This window comes from Rahnella bonaserana, from assembly GCF_019049675.1.
GTDB lineage: Bacteria > Pseudomonadota > Gammaproteobacteria > Enterobacterales > Enterobacteriaceae > Rahnella > Rahnella bonaserana.
In genome coordinates, this window is record NZ_JAFMOW010000058.1 from 53,241 (window position 1) to 68,169 (window position 14,929).

At 49.7% G+C, this 14,929-nt stretch carries 14 protein-coding genes and 1 other RNA gene; 9 read left to right on the plus strand and 6 right to left on the minus strand.

From position 1 onward, the window contains the following. Positions 1 to 40 precede the first annotated feature (40 nt). The 5 genes from J1778_RS08080 to J1778_RS08100 all read left to right on the plus strand — a co-directional run bounded on the left by J1778_RS08080 (position 41) and on the right by J1778_RS08100 (position 7,011). Positions 41 to 1,309, plus strand: coding sequence for an MFS transporter (locus J1778_RS08080; RefSeq protein WP_217172732.1), 1,269 nt, complete (start codon positions 41 to 43; stop codon positions 1,307 to 1,309). 135 nt (positions 1,310 to 1,444) lie between these two features. Next, entirely contained in the window at positions 1,445 to 2,332 is an 888-nt protein-coding gene (gene mscS, locus J1778_RS08085) for a small-conductance mechanosensitive channel MscS (protein ID WP_217172733.1), read from the plus strand. Between the two features lie 195 nt (positions 2,333 to 2,527). Beyond that, positions 2,528 to 3,145: an arginine exporter ArgO gene (gene argO / locus J1778_RS08090; RefSeq protein WP_217172734.1), complete on the plus strand. Its 618-nt coding sequence runs from the start codon at positions 2,528 to 2,530 to the stop codon at positions 3,143 to 3,145. A 104-nt stretch (positions 3,146 to 3,249) separates the two neighbouring features. Then, positions 3,250 to 3,984 (plus strand): oxidative stress defense protein, encoded by a 735-nt coding sequence (locus J1778_RS08095; RefSeq protein ID WP_217172735.1) that lies wholly within the window; start codon positions 3,250 to 3,252, stop codon positions 3,982 to 3,984. Positions 3,985 to 4,227: 243 nt separating this feature from the next. Continuing rightward, on the plus strand, positions 4,228 to 7,011 hold the full coding sequence (locus J1778_RS08100) for a M66 family metalloprotease (protein ID WP_217172736.1): 2,784 nt from the start codon (positions 4,228 to 4,230) through the stop codon (positions 7,009 to 7,011). Positions 7,012 to 7,068: 57 nt separating this feature from the next. Here the strand turns inward: J1778_RS08100 and J1778_RS08105 are convergent, their stop codons facing one another. Next, entirely contained in the window at positions 7,069 to 7,971 is a 903-nt protein-coding gene (locus tag J1778_RS08105; protein WP_013576793.1) for a LysR family transcriptional regulator ArgP, read from the minus strand. Positions 7,972 to 8,198: 227 nt separating this feature from the next. On the opposite strand from J1778_RS08105, the gene rpiA reads away from it, so the two are divergent. Both rpiA and serA read left to right on the plus strand, forming a co-directional pair. Beyond that, a complete protein-coding gene (gene rpiA, locus J1778_RS08110) occupies positions 8,199 to 8,861 on the plus strand; it encodes a ribose-5-phosphate isomerase RpiA (RefSeq protein ID WP_217172737.1) in 663 nt (220 codons plus the stop codon). 338 nt (positions 8,862 to 9,199) lie between these two features. Further along, a complete protein-coding gene (gene serA / locus J1778_RS08115) occupies positions 9,200 to 10,438 on the plus strand; it encodes a phosphoglycerate dehydrogenase (protein ID WP_217172738.1) in 1,239 nt (412 codons plus the stop codon). Between the two features lie 165 nt (positions 10,439 to 10,603). On the opposite strand, the gene ydgU is transcribed toward serA, so the two are convergent. From ydgU to zapA, 5 genes are all read right to left on the minus strand, one after another. Then, a complete protein-coding gene (ydgU, locus tag J1778_RS24940; RefSeq protein ID WP_476655307.1) occupies positions 10,604 to 10,687 on the minus strand; it encodes a small membrane protein YdgU in 84 nt (27 codons plus the stop codon). A gap of 115 nt (positions 10,688 to 10,802) precedes the next feature. After that, on the minus strand, positions 10,803 to 11,276 hold the full coding sequence (gene asr, locus J1778_RS08120; protein WP_217172739.1) for an acid resistance repetitive basic protein Asr: 474 nt from the start codon (positions 11,274 to 11,276) through the stop codon (positions 10,803 to 10,805). 273 nt (positions 11,277 to 11,549) lie between these two features. Beyond that, on the minus strand, positions 11,550 to 12,146 hold the full coding sequence (locus J1778_RS08125) for a 5-formyltetrahydrofolate cyclo-ligase (RefSeq protein WP_217172740.1): 597 nt from the start codon (positions 12,144 to 12,146) through the stop codon (positions 11,550 to 11,552). Positions 12,147 to 12,185: 39 nt separating this feature from the next. Further along, positions 12,186 to 12,369, minus strand: a non-coding RNA gene (gene ssrS, locus J1778_RS08130) — 6S RNA. Between the two features lie 47 nt (positions 12,370 to 12,416). Further along, positions 12,417 to 12,746 (minus strand): cell division protein ZapA, encoded by a 330-nt coding sequence (gene zapA / locus J1778_RS08135; RefSeq protein ID WP_112290630.1) that lies wholly within the window; start codon positions 12,744 to 12,746, stop codon positions 12,417 to 12,419. Positions 12,747 to 12,999: 253 nt separating this feature from the next. On the opposite strand from zapA, the gene J1778_RS08140 reads away from it, so the two are divergent. Continuing rightward, positions 13,000 to 13,572, plus strand: coding sequence for a YecA/YgfB family protein (locus tag J1778_RS08140; protein WP_112290632.1), 573 nt, complete (start codon positions 13,000 to 13,002; stop codon positions 13,570 to 13,572). A 40-nt stretch (positions 13,573 to 13,612) separates the two neighbouring features. Next, positions 13,613 to 14,929 (plus strand): Xaa-Pro aminopeptidase, encoded by a 1,317-nt coding sequence (gene pepP / locus J1778_RS08145; protein WP_217172741.1) that lies wholly within the window; start codon positions 13,613 to 13,615, stop codon positions 14,927 to 14,929.

Consider the following 14,929-nt stretch of genomic DNA (forward strand, 5'->3'; position numbering starts at 1 on the left):
TTATCCGGCGGCGCGACATTCAGACATAAGGAAACTGCTTATGTATTACCTGAAAAATACTAACTTTTGGATGTTCGGGCTGTTCTTCTTTTTCTACTTCTTCATCATGGGCGCCTACTTCCCGTTCTTCCCGATCTGGTTGCATGACATCAATCACATCAGTAAAAGCGACACCGGCATTATCTTTGCCAGCATCTCGTTATTCTCGCTGATGTTCCAGCCGGTTTTTGGTTTACTGGCCGATAAACTGGGGCTTAAAAAACATCTGCTGTGGATCATCACCGGCATGCTGGTCCTGTTCGCACCGTTCTTTATTTATGTTTTTGGTCCGTTGCTGAAGATAAACATTTATCTCGGATCCGTGGTCGGCGGGATTTATCTCGGCCTGATTTACAACGCCGGTGCGCCTGCCATTGAAGCCTACATTGAGAAAGTCAGCCGCCGCAGCAGCTTTGAATTTGGCCGTGCGCGTATGTTCGGTTGTGTCGGCTGGGCGCTGTGCGCGTCAGTCGTCGGCATCATGTTTACCATCAACAATGAATTCGTATTCTGGCTGGGTTCCGGCTGTGCAGTGATCCTCGCGATTCTGTTGCTGATCGCCAAACCGGAAGTCACCTCCAGCGCACGCGTGGCCAACGAACTGGGCGCGAACACTAAGCCGTTCAATCTCAGGCTGGCGCTCGAACTGCTGAAAGACAAAAAACTGTGGTTCCTGGCGCTTTACGTGATTGGTGTTTCCTGCACGTACGACGTGTTCGACCAGCAGTTTGCTAACTTCTTTACCTCGTTCTTCTCGTCATCTTCGGAAGGTACGCGGGTCTTTGGTTACGTGACCACCATGGGCGAACTGCTTAACGCCTGCATCATGTTCTTCGCACCGCTGATTGTGAACCGCATCGGTGGCAAAAATGCACTGCTGCTGGCCGGGATGATTATGTCGGTGCGTATCATCGGCTCCTCATTTGCTTCTTCACCGCTGGAAGTGGTGGTACTGAAAACGCTGCATATGTTTGAAATCCCTTTCCTGATTGTGGGCTGTTTCAAATACATCACGTCGGTGTTTGAAGTGCGTTTTTCAGCGACGATTTATCTGGTGACATTCTGCTTCTTCAAGCAGGTGGCGATCATGTTTATGTCTGTTTTTGCCGGTAACATGTATGACCGCATCGGTTTCCACGGAACGTATCTGATCCTGGGCTTAGTGGCGCTGACCTTCACGATAATCTCAGTCTTCACGCTGAGTGGTCGCGGGCCATTGCAGGCCTTCAAAACGCCGGAACCGCTGAAAAACAGCCATGCAAATTCCTAATTTATCTGAAGTCTTTCCCGCAGGATTGGCACTTCATCGCATTGTTAGTTAACCTTAATGCACACTTGCTGCCCGCATCGTCGGGCAGCTTTGGTTTCTTGCAGCCCGTCAGGGTGTAATTTTGGGGTACTTTAAATGGATGATTTGAACGTTGTAGGCAGCATTAATAATGCTGGCAACTGGTTGGTAAGAAACCAGGCGTTACTGCTTCATTACGCTGTGAATATAGTGGCCGCTATTTTCATTCTGATTGTCGGTATGATTATCGCCCGTGTCGTTTCCGGTGCGGTCAGCCGGGTCTTAAAAGTTCGTGGCATTGATATCACGGTTTCCGATTTCCTTTCAGCTATGGTGCGTTACGCGATTATTGCGTTCACGCTGATTGCGGTACTGGGACGAATCGGCGTGCAAACCACCTCTGTGATTGCGGTTATCGGTGCCGCCGGTCTGGCCGTCGGTCTGGCATTGCAGGGGTCACTGTCTAACTTTGCGGCAGGCGTTTTGCTGGTGATCTTCCGTCCGTTCCGCGCCGGTGAATATGTTGACCTCGGTGGTGTGGCGGGTACTGTCACACAGGTACAGATTTTCTCTACCACCCTGCGTACGCCGGACAACAAAATCATTGTGGTGCCGAACGGTAAAATCATCGCCGGTAACATCATCAACAACTCCCGCGAACCGACCAGCCGTATCGATCTGACCATTGGCGTGGGTTATGACTCCGACATCGATCTGGTCAAGCAACTTCTGACCGAGATCGTCACCGCCGACCCGCGCGTTTTGAAAGATAAAGACGTCGTGGTGCGACTGAACGAAATGGCAGCGTCTACCCTGAATTTCATCGTGTACGCATGGACCAGCAACGGCGATGCGCAGAACGTGAAATGGGATCTGCTGGAGTCGTTCAAACGTGCACTGGATAAAAACAACATCAATATTGCTTATCCGCAGATGGATGTTCACCTTTATCAGGTCGCGAATGCGGCAGCGGGTCAGCAGGAAGAACGTCGCTCGTTCGAATAATAAATTCTTCCCGGATTCAGATTTTCGCAGGCGCCTCCGGGCGCCTTTTTTGTGCCTCAGATCAACGGTCTGCTTCTATAAGATAGTCTAATGACCGATTAGAAATATCCATTTCCTCTTATGCCAGCAAAGCCCTTACACTGCGCGCAATCTTTGTTATCAACCCTTTGTTATCAACTCTCTGAAGGAGTTCCCGTGCTGGCTATTTTCCTGCAAGGACTGGCGATGAGCGCCGCAATGATTTTACCGATTGGCCCGCAGAATGCGTTTGTGATGAATCAGGGTATTCGCCGACAGTATCACCTGATGATCGCCGGATTGTGCGCGCTGAGCGACATCGCGCTGATTTGCGGCGGCATCTTTGGCGGCAGCGCGCTGCTGAGTCAATCTCCGACATTACTGATGCTGGTGAGCTGGGGCGGAGTGGCGTTTTTACTTTGGTATGGCTGGGGCGCGTTTCGCACGGCATTCAGCAAGGATCCTGAACTGGCGAAGGCCGAAGTGGCGAAGCAAAGCCGCTGGAAAATTGTCGTCAGCATGCTGGCGGTCACCTGGCTGAATCCGCATGTTTATCTGGATACTTTCGTGGTACTCGGCAGTCTGGGCGGCAGCCTGAATCCTGATGAGCGTTCGTGGTTTGCGCTCGGCGCGGTCAGTGCATCGGTGATATGGTTCTTCGGACTGGCCATTCTCGCCGCGATGCTTGCGCCGTGGCTCAATACCGGCAAAGTGCAGCGGGTCATCAACTTTATCGTCGGTGTGATTATGTGGGGCATTGCCGTACAACTGGCACGTCAGAGCGGAGTATTTTAAATTTTGTCACTAATCTTAGTTCCAGTTGTAATGGATTATGCTACGGTTTCGCAGATTGTTTTGACCTATCTATTGCCAGATCTTTGATGATTAATGGAGGCACTGTGAAACTGAAAGCATTAGCTGTAGCGGCGATGTTGGGATTAGGGACATTACCTTTGGCGTTGCAGGCGGCGGAATTACCAGCCGGGCCGCATGTGGTGACGTCAGGCACGGCGAGCGTTGATGCAACGCCGGATATCGCGACGCTGGCGATTGAAGTCAGCGTGTCGGCGAATGATTCAGCCAGCGCCAAGAAACAAGCTGATGAACGTGTAGCGGCATATTATGCGTTCCTGCAAAAAAACGGCATTGAGAAAAAAGATATCAATGCGGCGAACTTGCGTACTCAGCCGGAATACAACTACCTGAAAGACGGCACCTCGCAGCTGAAAGGCTACCGTGCGGTGCGTCAGGTGCAGGTGACGTTACGTCAGCTGGATAAACTGAACGAATTGCTGGATGGCGCACTGAAATCAGGTTTGAATGAAGTGCGTGCGGTTGAACTGGGTGTGGCTAATCCGGATAAGTTCCGTGATGAAGCGCGTCAGAAAGCCATCGAAAACGCCACGCAACAGGCTAAATCACTGGCCGAAGGCTTCCATACCAAACTGGGGCCGGTATACAGCATTCGTTATCATGTGGCTAATTATCAGCCGATGCCGGTGGCGCGTATGTATAAAACCGCCGAAGCCGCAGGGCAGAGCGATGTTGCGCAAACCTATGAGCAGCAAAGCATTCACTTCGACGATCAGGTCGATGTGGTGTTCGAATTGCAGCCACAGGCACCCGCTCAGTAAGCCTGATGCCGTAATCCTGAAAAAACCCGCTCCGGCGGGTTTTTTATTATTTAAAAATGAGTATGCAGCCTTGTTATTAAGCAATTCATCTGTTTTTAAAATGAATTGTTTAATAATGGCCTTCACAGTTATGTTAGTTTTCTTAAATTAATATTTAGTATGGAAAGTTGGTCTGTCAGGGGAGAATAATGCGGATTTAATAATGATATTAAATCTACATTCTTTTTCCCCAATGGACTGAATATGAAATTTAATAAAACTCTTCTGGCTATCGCTATAAGCATGGCCAGTTTTTCTGTTTGTGCCAGCGTTGCACCGTTAGTTTTTCATCAGCAAGACGATTCTATCAATAGCTTGTCCGGAGCACTCAAAGGACAGGTGAAGTTTGCTCAAACCCATACCATTGATCCTTCCAATAACAGTGTGAAGGAAATGCCTCGCCTGGTCAGTTTGCGTGATACGTTATTTATGTTTATCCCACATTCAGACAATAAGGGAACGAAATACACGATACAGCTTACGGATAAGAACGGCGTCAGCCATGGTCCGTTTACCCTTTCTCCTCCTTCAGCATTGCCTGCCAGCGATAAGGCAAATTCCGCTGATAGCACTCATCCCGATGTTGTGTATTCTGATAATGCATACAGTGTGAAGCTTCCGTGGGATTTGATCGAACCCGGTATGATTATTTCAATTTCGGATGAAAATGGTCTGAACGGTCAGCTCACTGAGATTGATGTGGGCGCAGAAAATGAAGTGATGATCCAGAATATTCGTCTGGGAATGTTGACTGAACCGGCGAAGCTCAATGAACTGGAAGGCAACAGCAAATTAGCAGCAGATTATTTCCAGAAAATCCCCGTGTCACGCATGATTGTTGGTAATTACTCTCCGCTTCATCTGACCAAGGTAGTGCTGTCAAGCGGTAAGGTTTATGACTATCAAAGCGATACTACCGGAGATGTGTATAGCGGAGATATGCGTGAGGACATTGCCAAGAACCTGATTTCTATGGGTATTGATAATGCTAACTTTGGCATTAATGACTCTGCGGGTTCAACACAATGGCAGCCTGCGTGGTTTAATATTTATGCTGTTCATAATGCCTGTGGTTTTTACAAGAATGGCGTAGTTCAGCATGGGATGAGCGGCGGTAACGGTATGGCCACATTGACCCAGACAACGGGCAATGAATTAAGCCATGAACTGGGGCATGCTTACGGTTTAGGTCATTATCCTGGCGGTGGCATGTGGTCGACACATAACCAAAATTCTGGCTGGGGCTGGGACAGCTTTAACAACCGTTTTATCGCCAACTTTTTCTGGAATAAAAATGGGAATGTGGTTTCTCAAGGGTATACCACACCGCCATTTGCAGGTATCTATCGCTTCAACAATGATGCGATGGCGGGTGGGGTAGCCAGTTCACCGTATTCTGCTTATACCCTGTACACCGGATATTCTCAAAAACGTATTCAGTCAGGAATGGAAAAGACTGGTATCATTTCTGAGGCTTCATCATCAGGTTATCTAATCTGGAATGAAGGTAAGAAAGAAATGGTTGAACGCAATGATTCTTCCCGCAGTAAGCCGGTGAAATTTGGCGTGCCTGTGACCACGTTGGTTGGCTATTATGACCCGGCAAAAGACGTAAAAGGTTATATTTATCCTCCAATGACCGGCAGCTATGGTTATGTTTATCAACCTCAGGATGTTAAAGGCGGCCAGTGCTGGGCGGAAGTGACATTTGCTGATAGCCACAAACAACGTTACCCGCTGGCAGGTTCAAGACATAACGCCTCGCGGATGAATAAATTCCATTTCAATGTTGAAACCGCCAGCAACCCGGTATCCGTTTCAGTTAACTGTCCGCAAGAAGATATCAATGCGCTCTATGAACCCTGGAGAAATGAATACTTCGGTGTGACTAAAATTAAGAACTGGAGTGCAGATAAAAATGGCGTTGCAGGAGATGTTTACCGCGACGTCGATGGTCGTTACTTTAAACTGAAACATGCTGGTTACTGGTATTATCCTTCCGGCACTCAAAGTAATGGTGACTGGCAATACCTGACCAATGAAAAGACATTGAAAGAGCTTTTCATGGCGCAAACTGGCGCTAAAAGTTATGACAGTATGGGGGGCGAATTACTGGATCAGCGTACTATCGAACCTGCGACTATTGAGCCTGCACCCGCTGTCGTCATCGGGAAAGCAGATGGCTTCACTCAGGTGTTGGAACAGACGTTGTTGTTTGAAAACAATGCTCAACTGAAACCTCACAGCTATGCCACCGTTGAAGCCTTCGAAAAGGATGTTCGCACCTCTTACGGCAAAAGCGACATTAAAATCTGGAGCTCAAAAGGTAAAGACAGTGGTGTGCCGGGAGATTTATATCTCTATGAAAACCCGCATACGAAAACCCGCGACTACTTTGTTCTCAAGCAAAATAATTACTGGTATTTCCCGACTAACCAGCAGTCTACCGAAGTTTGGGGATATATTGGTTCAGCGACGCAATACGTTCATAATGACGTTTCGCCGTTATTTGCACATACCAATAAAAAACTTTCAACAGAGGATTTGCTGAAGAAATATTTCTCTCGCTCAGCTATTTTGAGCTGGTCTCAGAGGAATAGCACCACGAAGGATCGGGAGATTTTCGTCTATCAGAATCCTTATAATAAAGATAAGGAGTATTTCCTTCAGCGTACCCATAATTCAGGGCATTATTTCCCAACCGATAAGCAATCCAATGAGGACTGGTATTATATTGGTGACGAAAAAACGCTCGTAGCAATGCAGCAGCTCTCGCAAGCGGGTCTGGAACAGCAGTTATTATCATGGTATGGCAAGACCCAATTCAAAAAATGGCAAAGTAATGCCACCAATAATACGGTCGGCGATTTATATAAAAACCCGAATAAGGGAACTCAGGATTACTTCATGCTGAAAACGCCAACTTATTGGTACTTCCCGACTAATGGCACGTCAAATGATCAGTGGGAATATTTAGGTAGTTATTAATATTATCCCCATAATGAAAAAACCCGCTCCGGCGGGTTTTTTTTCATATCAGGGAGTTTAATCCTGACGCAACACCTGATGACCGTGGGCGATCAGCGCGTCAGTGACTTTACGCATCATGCGGCTTTCCGGCGCAAAACGGTGCCAGTAAAGCATACGGCGCTGGAACAGACCCGGTGTCAGGTCGATCAGCTCGCCGCTTTCCAGTTCTTTTTCGATTTGCAGATGCGGGATCATACAGCAGGTGGTGCCCTGACGGGCCAGTTGCACAAAGGCTTCCGACGAGTTAACGATGTGGCACGGCACGCTGCCCGGCGACAAGTCGAAGTTCTGTTGAAGGAAGGCCTGATGCATATCGTCCAGATGGTCGAAAGCCACTGCAGGCGCTTTCAGCAAAGCGGAGCGGGTGACGCCGTTCGGGAAATAACGGTCAGCAAACGGTTTGGATCCGACGAACAGATAGTCCAGCGCACCCAGCTGATCCACCAGACAGCTCGGCAGCGGCTGTGGCTGAATACTCACCGCACCGACCACTTCACCGCGACGCAGACGTTCCTGAGTACGGGTTTCATCTTCGACCTGTAAATTAAGACGGATAGGCGAATCGACCAGCACCGATTTCAGCGCCGGTAACAGCCAGGTTGCCAGACTGTCGGCGTTGACCGCCAGAGACAGCAGCAGCGGCGTATCATTGCTTTCATTGTTGCTGTCACTTCCCAGCCACTCTTCTTCCAGCAATTCCACCTGATGCAGTAAAGCCAGTAATTTCTGGCCTTGCTCGGTCGGACGGGGCGGCACGGTACGCACCAGCAAAGGCTGGCCGAACAAATTTTCCAGTTGTTTAATGCGCTGAGAGACCGCCGATTGAGTGATGCAAAGCTTCTGTGCGGCGCGCTCAAAACCGCGCTCGCGGATCACCGCGTCCAGTGCCTGCAGCGTTCTATAGTCCGGGCGTTTCATCGGAATTCTGTCCCTTAGATTTAATTTTATCCGAACACTATGCCACAGATTGTCAGGATTTGTGGTGAGGAAAATCGTTGTGTTTAAAGCGTAATTGCACTTAATAAGTGTGATCTGGCTGCGGCGATGTTTATCCAAATTGTCGGCACATGCTTTATAATCACCGGCACTATTCGTTCCATCGAAGCATTCACGCCACTTTCGTGTTATCAGACAGAGAAGCCATTATGACGCAGGAAGAATTGAAAAAAGCAGTTGGCTGGGCCGCACTGGATTACGTTACGCCGGGCACCATTGTCGGTGTCGGCACCGGATCCACCGCCGCACATTTCATTGACGCACTGGGTTCCATCAAAGGCCAGATTGAAGGCGCTGTTTCCAGCTCCGACGCCTCCACCGCAAAATTAAAAAGCTTAGGCATCCACGTTTTCGACAGCAATGAAGTGGACTCTCTGGATGTGTATGTTGATGGTGCTGATGAAATCAATGGCGCAATGCAGATGATCAAAGGTGGCGGCGCAGCGCTGACCCGCGAAAAAATCATTGCGGCGATTGCCAAAAAATTCATCTGTATTGTGGATGCTTCCAAGCAGGTTGATGTGCTGGGTAAATTCCCGCTGCCGGTGGAAGTGATCCCCATGGCCCGCTCTTATGTTGCGCGCGAACTGGTGAAGCTCGGCGGTCTGCCGGAATACCGTCAGAATGTCCTGACCGACAACGGCAACGTGATCCTGGACGTGCATAACCTGAGCATTCTGGATGCCATCGCGCTGGAAAATAAGATCAACGGGATCGCCGGTGTTGTGACCGTAGGCCTGTTTGCTAACCGTGGCGCTGACGTGGCGCTGGTCGGTACTTCTGAAGGCGTTAAAACTGTTAAGCTGAAATAAGCCAGCGATAAGCAGAAGATCTGGCTGCTCAGAGAAAAGCAGCCAGACACACTCCTGTCATAACGCAATGTTATGAAGATGATAATTTTCTGGCTGAATCATCTTTTCTTCAAAAGCCTTAATTTGGTGACTTATGTCACATTCCTCACATTCTCCTCCTGAACGTCTGGCTCCGTAAAATCTAACCAGCATGAAATGCTGAAAACCCTCTGACGAGGTGAGCCTTCTGCTGCCTGTCAGGCAATCGTTTGTATTGATGATGGCGGATTTTTTGTTATGTTGACTGTGAGCAGTCACCTAGCAGTTCGATTTCAGCCAGAAAAATATAGGGTCGGGAAATGGCAAAAGTATCACTTGAGAAAGACAAGATTAAATTTTTGTTAGTGGAAGGCGTCCACCAAAGTGCGGTTGATACACTCCGTGCCGCGGGTTACACCAATATTGAATTTCACAAAGGTGCTTTAGATACGGAGTCGCTGAAAGAATCGATCCGTGATGCGCACTTTGTTGGACTCCGATCGCGTACTCAGCTGACTGAAGAAGTGTTCCAGGCAGCCGAAAAACTGGTGGCTGTTGGGTGTTTCTGTATCGGGACCAATCAGGTTGACCTGAAAGCGGCGACCCGTCGTGGTATTCCGGTCTTCAACGCACCGTTCTCGAATACCCGCTCGGTTGCCGAAATGGTGCTGGGCGAAATGCTGCTGATGATGCGTGGTATTCCTGAAGCCAATGCCAAAGCGCACCGCGGCATCTGGAACAAACTGGCTGTCGGTTCGTTCGAAGCGCGCGGTAAACGTCTGGGTATCATCGGTTATGGCCACATTGGTACACAACTGGGGATTCTGGCGGAAAGCCTGGGGATGCGCGTTTTCTATTATGACATCGAAAGCAAACTGCCTCTGGGCAATGCGCAGCCGATTGCCTCACTGGAAGAATTGCTTAATACCAGCGACGTCGTCACGCTGCATGTACCGGAAACAGCCGGTACCAAAGACATGATTTCTGAAGTGCAGCTGGCGCAGATGAAGCCGGGCGCACTGCTGATCAATGCCTCACGCGGAACGGTGATCGACATTCCAGCGCTGTGCAACGCGCTGCGCAACAAACATCTCTCCGGTGCGGCTATTGACGTCTTCCCGGAAGAACCGGCGACGAATAGCGACCCGTTCAATTCTCCGCTGTGTGAATTCGACAACGTACTGCTGACGCCACACATCGGCGGTTCGACGATGGAAGCGCAGGAAGGTATCGGTCTGGAAGTCGCAGGCAAACTGGCGAAGTACTCTGACAACGGTTCAACGCTGTCAGCGGTTAATTTCCCTGAAGCCTCTCTGCCGGCACATACCGAAAAAGCCAGCCGTCTGCTGCATATCCACGAAAATCGTCCTGGCGTGCTGACCAGCATCAACCAGATTTTCGCGGAACAAGGTATCAATATTGCTGCACAGTACCTGCAAACCAGCCCTGAAATTGGTTATGTGGTGATTGATGCAGAAACGGATATCAATACGCTGACGACTGCGCTGCAACTGATGAAAGCCATTCCGGGCACCATCCGCGCACGCCTGCTTTACTGATCAAATCAGTCGTAAATAACAAAGCCGCCGAAAGGCGGTTTTTTGCTTTCTGGTTTCAGAGAGATTTTATGGTTTCAGAGAAATAAAGAAGGGATGTCAGGTAAATAAAGAATGTCGGGAGGGGATATCACCGGGATGACTCAGGCATTCAGAAATAAAAAGCATTCAGAAGTAAAAGGAGAGGGCGACCAGACCACAAAGGATCAACGATGACAGGGTGATTTCAAACTGGTAGCGGCGCAGTATCATCTGTCAGTACCTCAGGATAAAAACCGGAGAAAAAAACACCCGGCGAACCGGGTGTTAACTTAACAGTCTTGATAAGAGTGGGCAGTGATGCTCACAAAGACTTCTTCGTTACGTCTTATGCTGCTGGCGTTGCTTTTGCAGCCGGAGCAGCTTTCTTAGCATGTTTTACGTGTTTTTTAGCAGCCTGGGCTTTCTGAGCAACCGGAGCGGCTTTCTTAGCGTGTTTCACGTGTTTTTTAGCAGCCTGGGCTTTCTGAGCAACCGGAGCGGCTTTCTTAGCGTGTTTTACGTGTTTTTTAGCAGCCTGGGCTTTCTGAGCTACCGGAGCAGCTTTCTTGGCATGTTTCACGTGTTTTTTAGCAGCCTGAGCTTTCTGAGCTACTGGTGCTTTTTTAGCTGCTTTTTTGTGTTTCTTGGCAGCCTGAGCTTTCTGCACAGGTTTTTTATGTGCTTTATGCTTAGTTGCATGAGCCGGAGCAGCGGTAGTTGCTGTTGCAGACGGTGCCGGAGTTGCAGTAGTTTCAGCAGCGAAAGCCACTGAAGACAGGCCCATTGCAGCGGCTACAACCAGAGCTAATACTTTTTTCATGTGTAATTCCTTTAGAATTTTTGGTTTATGTGTCCACCCCACTGCGGGGCCGGTGAGAGAATAATAGGCGTGACAAACCGCGCTGTCCGTGAGTGATTGGTATCGGCGTGTAACGGTATGTATAAAAGAAGGGATGCGTTTAATTTCAGCAGGTTAGGTTTATATCGACTTGCGGTGCTGCGTTAAATTAAGTGTCTTAGTTACAACATACTTATGGTTTCTTTACTGCTACTGGCGTATCTGCACGTTTTAGCGATGTATTACTGTCTGGCATTACCATGTCCATACTGTGCCGGGGGTAATCACTTCCGGTAACGGCACATCCCAGTGTTCTGCCGGCAAAGCATCAACGTGCTGGCAATCGTGCGCCAGACCTATCGGATACGGCACGCCTTCCTGCCAGTGTTTCAGGGTACGGTCATAAAAGCCGCCGCCCATCCCTAAACGTTGCCCGGTGCTGTCGAAGGCGACCAGCGGCGTCAGGATGATATCCAGTTGTGATAAAGGAATCACCTGCGTGACGTCCAGTTGTGGCTCAAGAATTTTCAGGCGATTGCGGATCAGCGCAGTCTCGGGCGTGTAACGCAGAAAAAGCAGATTACCTGCTGAGAAAGGGTGAAGCACCGGCAGGCAAAGTTGTTTGCCTTCGCGCCACAAACGGTCGATCAGGGGGGCCGTATTCAGCTCACCGTCAAATGAGAGAAAGACGGAAATGGTTTTTGAAGATTGGATTCTGGAATGGGTTGCGACGCGTTCTGCGGCCTGAAGGGCAAAATGTTTTTGCTGCTCAGTGGTCAGATTATTCCTGCGTAGACGTATTTCGGTGCGGAGGGTGTTACGTGCTGAAGCGTACAGAGGTGTATAGGACATAGATACAAACACCAGAAAGGGATGTACCGAAAAGAAAGGGGAATCTCCGAGATGCCGTCGCAGGCTGTAACCCTTGAACCCATGGTTCAAGGTGAACGTGCTGTCGCAATCTTTAGGCTTCTCGGACGGACCGAGCATGCGCACCGATTGCGGATCATCACATTCTGTTGGTACTAATTATCGGCTCAGGGGACTGGCCCGCTGGCGAACATCTCAGAGAAATTTTTTACCGTTTCTGACGACCTGTGACCAGTCAGTCAGCAACGTGTGTTATTCGAAAGGCGCCCCTTCACGTTCAGAGATCCGGCCTTGTTCGAGCAAAGCTTGCTCGATGGTTTGTTGTAGCATCCGAATGCGTTGTTCCATATTGGATGCATAGTCGCGCGTTTTCAACCTTTCCTGAGCAAGTTCGTGACATACGTTTAATGCCGCGATGAAAACCAGTTGCTCTGTATTGGTGACTCTAGTGCGAACTTTCAGATCTTGCAACCGCTGATTAAGATCATCAGCTGCCAGATTCAGTGCTTCCTGTTGTTCTGGCGGACAATTCACTCGTAATGAGCGACCAAAAATTTGAATATCTACCGGTTGTGCAGACATGCCACCTTCCTGCTGATTTATTCGTCCGCCCCAACGTGACCACTACGACCTGGCGCAGGATGTTGGAAGCGGGCGCCACTATAACTATCTCAATACCAGGTTACAACCCCATGACCGGCTGATTGCTGCCCGATTGTTCAGGGCGTGCCATTCATGCCTTATACCAACCGATCGCGGGCTGCTAATCTGGTACTACGACAGACCTTGGTGGTAGCATAACACGAACTTAACCTGCCAACGATGGCGAATGCGCATGTCTATTGAGAATACTTACCCTACTTACGATTCGTTGGATCAAAACCTGAAACAACAATCGGTTGCTTTGACCGCAGCAGAAATGCACGGTTTGATCAGTGGCTTGCTGTGCGGTGGTAATCGCGACGGCAGCTGGCTGACGATGGTGCATGATCTGACTAACGAAGGCATGGCCTTCCCGCATACGCTGGCAGATTTGCTGCAACAACTGCGCAAAGTGACGTCAGACACCCTCGAAGATGACAGCTTTGAATTCAAAATGCTGATGCCTGACGATGACAAACACGTGTTTGAACGTGCCGATGCGCTGGCCGGATGGGTTAACCATTTCCTGCTCGGTCTGGGCATGATGCAGCCAAAACTGGCTAAAGTGAAAGGCGAAGTGGGCGAAGCTATCGATGATTTGCGTAGCATCGCGCAACTTGGTTACGACGAAGATGAAGATCAGGAACAACTGGCGCAATCTTTAGAAGAAGTCGTCGAATACGTTCGCGTTGCGGCGATTCTTTGCTTTGGTGAATTTGGTCACAGCCGCCCGACGGCAGCGGAAAACCACCGTACGTTGCATTAACCGAACATTGCACACATTAAAACGATTTCAGGAGAAGGTGATGACTCAGCAAGAGTACGAGAATCGTCGTCAGGCGCTGTTAGCGAAGATGGCACCGGGAAGCGCTGCGATAATTTTTTCTGCGCCGGAAGCAACACGCAGTGCCGACAGTGAATATCCGTATCGTCAGAGCAGTGATTTCTGGTACTTCACGGGTTTCAATGAACCTGAAGCGGTGCTGATCCTGGTAAAAAGTGATGAAAATCATAACCACAGCGTACTGTTCAACCGTGTGCGTGATCTCACCGCTGAAATCTGGTTTGGCCGTCGTTTAGGTCAGGATGCCGCGCCTGCCAAACTTGGCGTGACCAAAGCGCTGCCTTTTGATGACATCAACGACCAGCTTCATTTGCTGCTCAACGGCCTGGATGTGTTGTATCACGCGCAAGGCGATTACGCCTATGCCGATGAAATCGTTAACCGTGCTATGGAAAAACTGCGCAAAGGCTTCCGCCAGAATTTCTCTGCGCCGGCGACGGTCATTGACTGGCGTCCCTGGGTTCATGACATGCGCCTGTTCAAATCGGCTGAAGAAATCGCCATCATGCGCCGCGCCGGCCAAATTACCGCGCTGGCTCATACCCGTGCGATGGAAAAATGCCGTCCGGGCATGTTTGAATACCAGCTTGAAGGCGAAATTCATCACGAATTTAATCGTCATGGCGCGCGTTATCCGTCCTATAACACCATTGTGGGCGGCGGCGAAAACGGCTGCATCCTGCATTACACCGAAAACGAATGTGAACTGCGTAACGGCGATTTAGTGCTGATCGACGCCGGTTGCGAATATCAGGGTTATGCCGGTGATATTACCCGTACGTTCCCGGTGAACGGCAAATTCAGCAAAGCACAGCGCGAAATCTACGACATTGTGCTGGCGTCAGAATACAAAGCGCTGGAAGTCTTCGGGCCGGGCAGCAGCATTCAGGTCGCGACCGAAGCCGCAGTCCGCGTGATGGTTGAAGGTCTGGTCAGACTGGGCGTGATGAAGGGCGACGTTGAAACCCTTTACGCTGAACAAGCGTACAAACAGTTCTTCATGCACGGTTTATCGCACTGGCTGGGGCTGGACGTTCATGACGTTGGCCATTATGGCTCGGCAGATCGCAGCCGTACGCTGGAACCGGGCATGGTACTGACCGTTGAACCAGGCCTGTATATCGCGCCTGACGCGGACGTTCCCGAAGCTTACCGCGGCATCGGTATCCGTATCGAAGACGACATTCTGATCACCGCCACCGGCATTGAAATTCTGACCGGGGATGTGGTGAAAGAAGCTGATGATATTGAAGCCTTAATGGCGGCGGCACAGAGATAA

Coding starts and splice junctions, on each gene's coding strand:
- J1778_RS08080 (WP_217172732.1), top strand. CDS start 41: ATGTATTACCTGAAAAATACTAACTTTTGGATGTTCGGGCTGTTCTTC.
- mscS (WP_217172733.1), top strand. CDS start 1,445: ATGGATGATTTGAACGTTGTAGGCAGCATTAATAATGCTGGCAACTGG.
- J1778_RS08100 (WP_217172736.1), top strand. CDS start 4,228: ATGAAATTTAATAAAACTCTTCTGGCTATCGCTATAAGCATGGCCAGT.
- J1778_RS08105 (WP_013576793.1), bottom strand. CDS start 7,971: ATGAAACGCCCGGACTATAGAACGCTGCAGGCACTGGACGCGGTGATC.
- rpiA (WP_217172737.1), top strand. CDS start 8,199: ATGACGCAGGAAGAATTGAAAAAAGCAGTTGGCTGGGCCGCACTGGAT.
- serA (WP_217172738.1), top strand. CDS start 9,200: ATGGCAAAAGTATCACTTGAGAAAGACAAGATTAAATTTTTGTTAGTG.
- ydgU (WP_476655307.1), bottom strand. CDS start 10,687: ATGATACTGCGCCGCTACCAGTTTGAAATCACCCTGTCATCGTTGATC.
- asr (WP_217172739.1), bottom strand. CDS start 11,276: ATGAAAAAAGTATTAGCTCTGGTTGTAGCCGCTGCAATGGGCCTGTCT.
- J1778_RS08125 (WP_217172740.1), bottom strand. CDS start 12,146: ATGTCCTATACACCTCTGTACGCTTCAGCACGTAACACCCTCCGCACC.
- zapA (WP_112290630.1), bottom strand. CDS start 12,746: ATGTCTGCACAACCGGTAGATATTCAAATTTTTGGTCGCTCATTACGA.
- J1778_RS08140 (WP_112290632.1), top strand. CDS start 13,000: ATGTCTATTGAGAATACTTACCCTACTTACGATTCGTTGGATCAAAAC.
- pepP (WP_217172741.1), top strand. CDS start 13,613: ATGACTCAGCAAGAGTACGAGAATCGTCGTCAGGCGCTGTTAGCGAAG.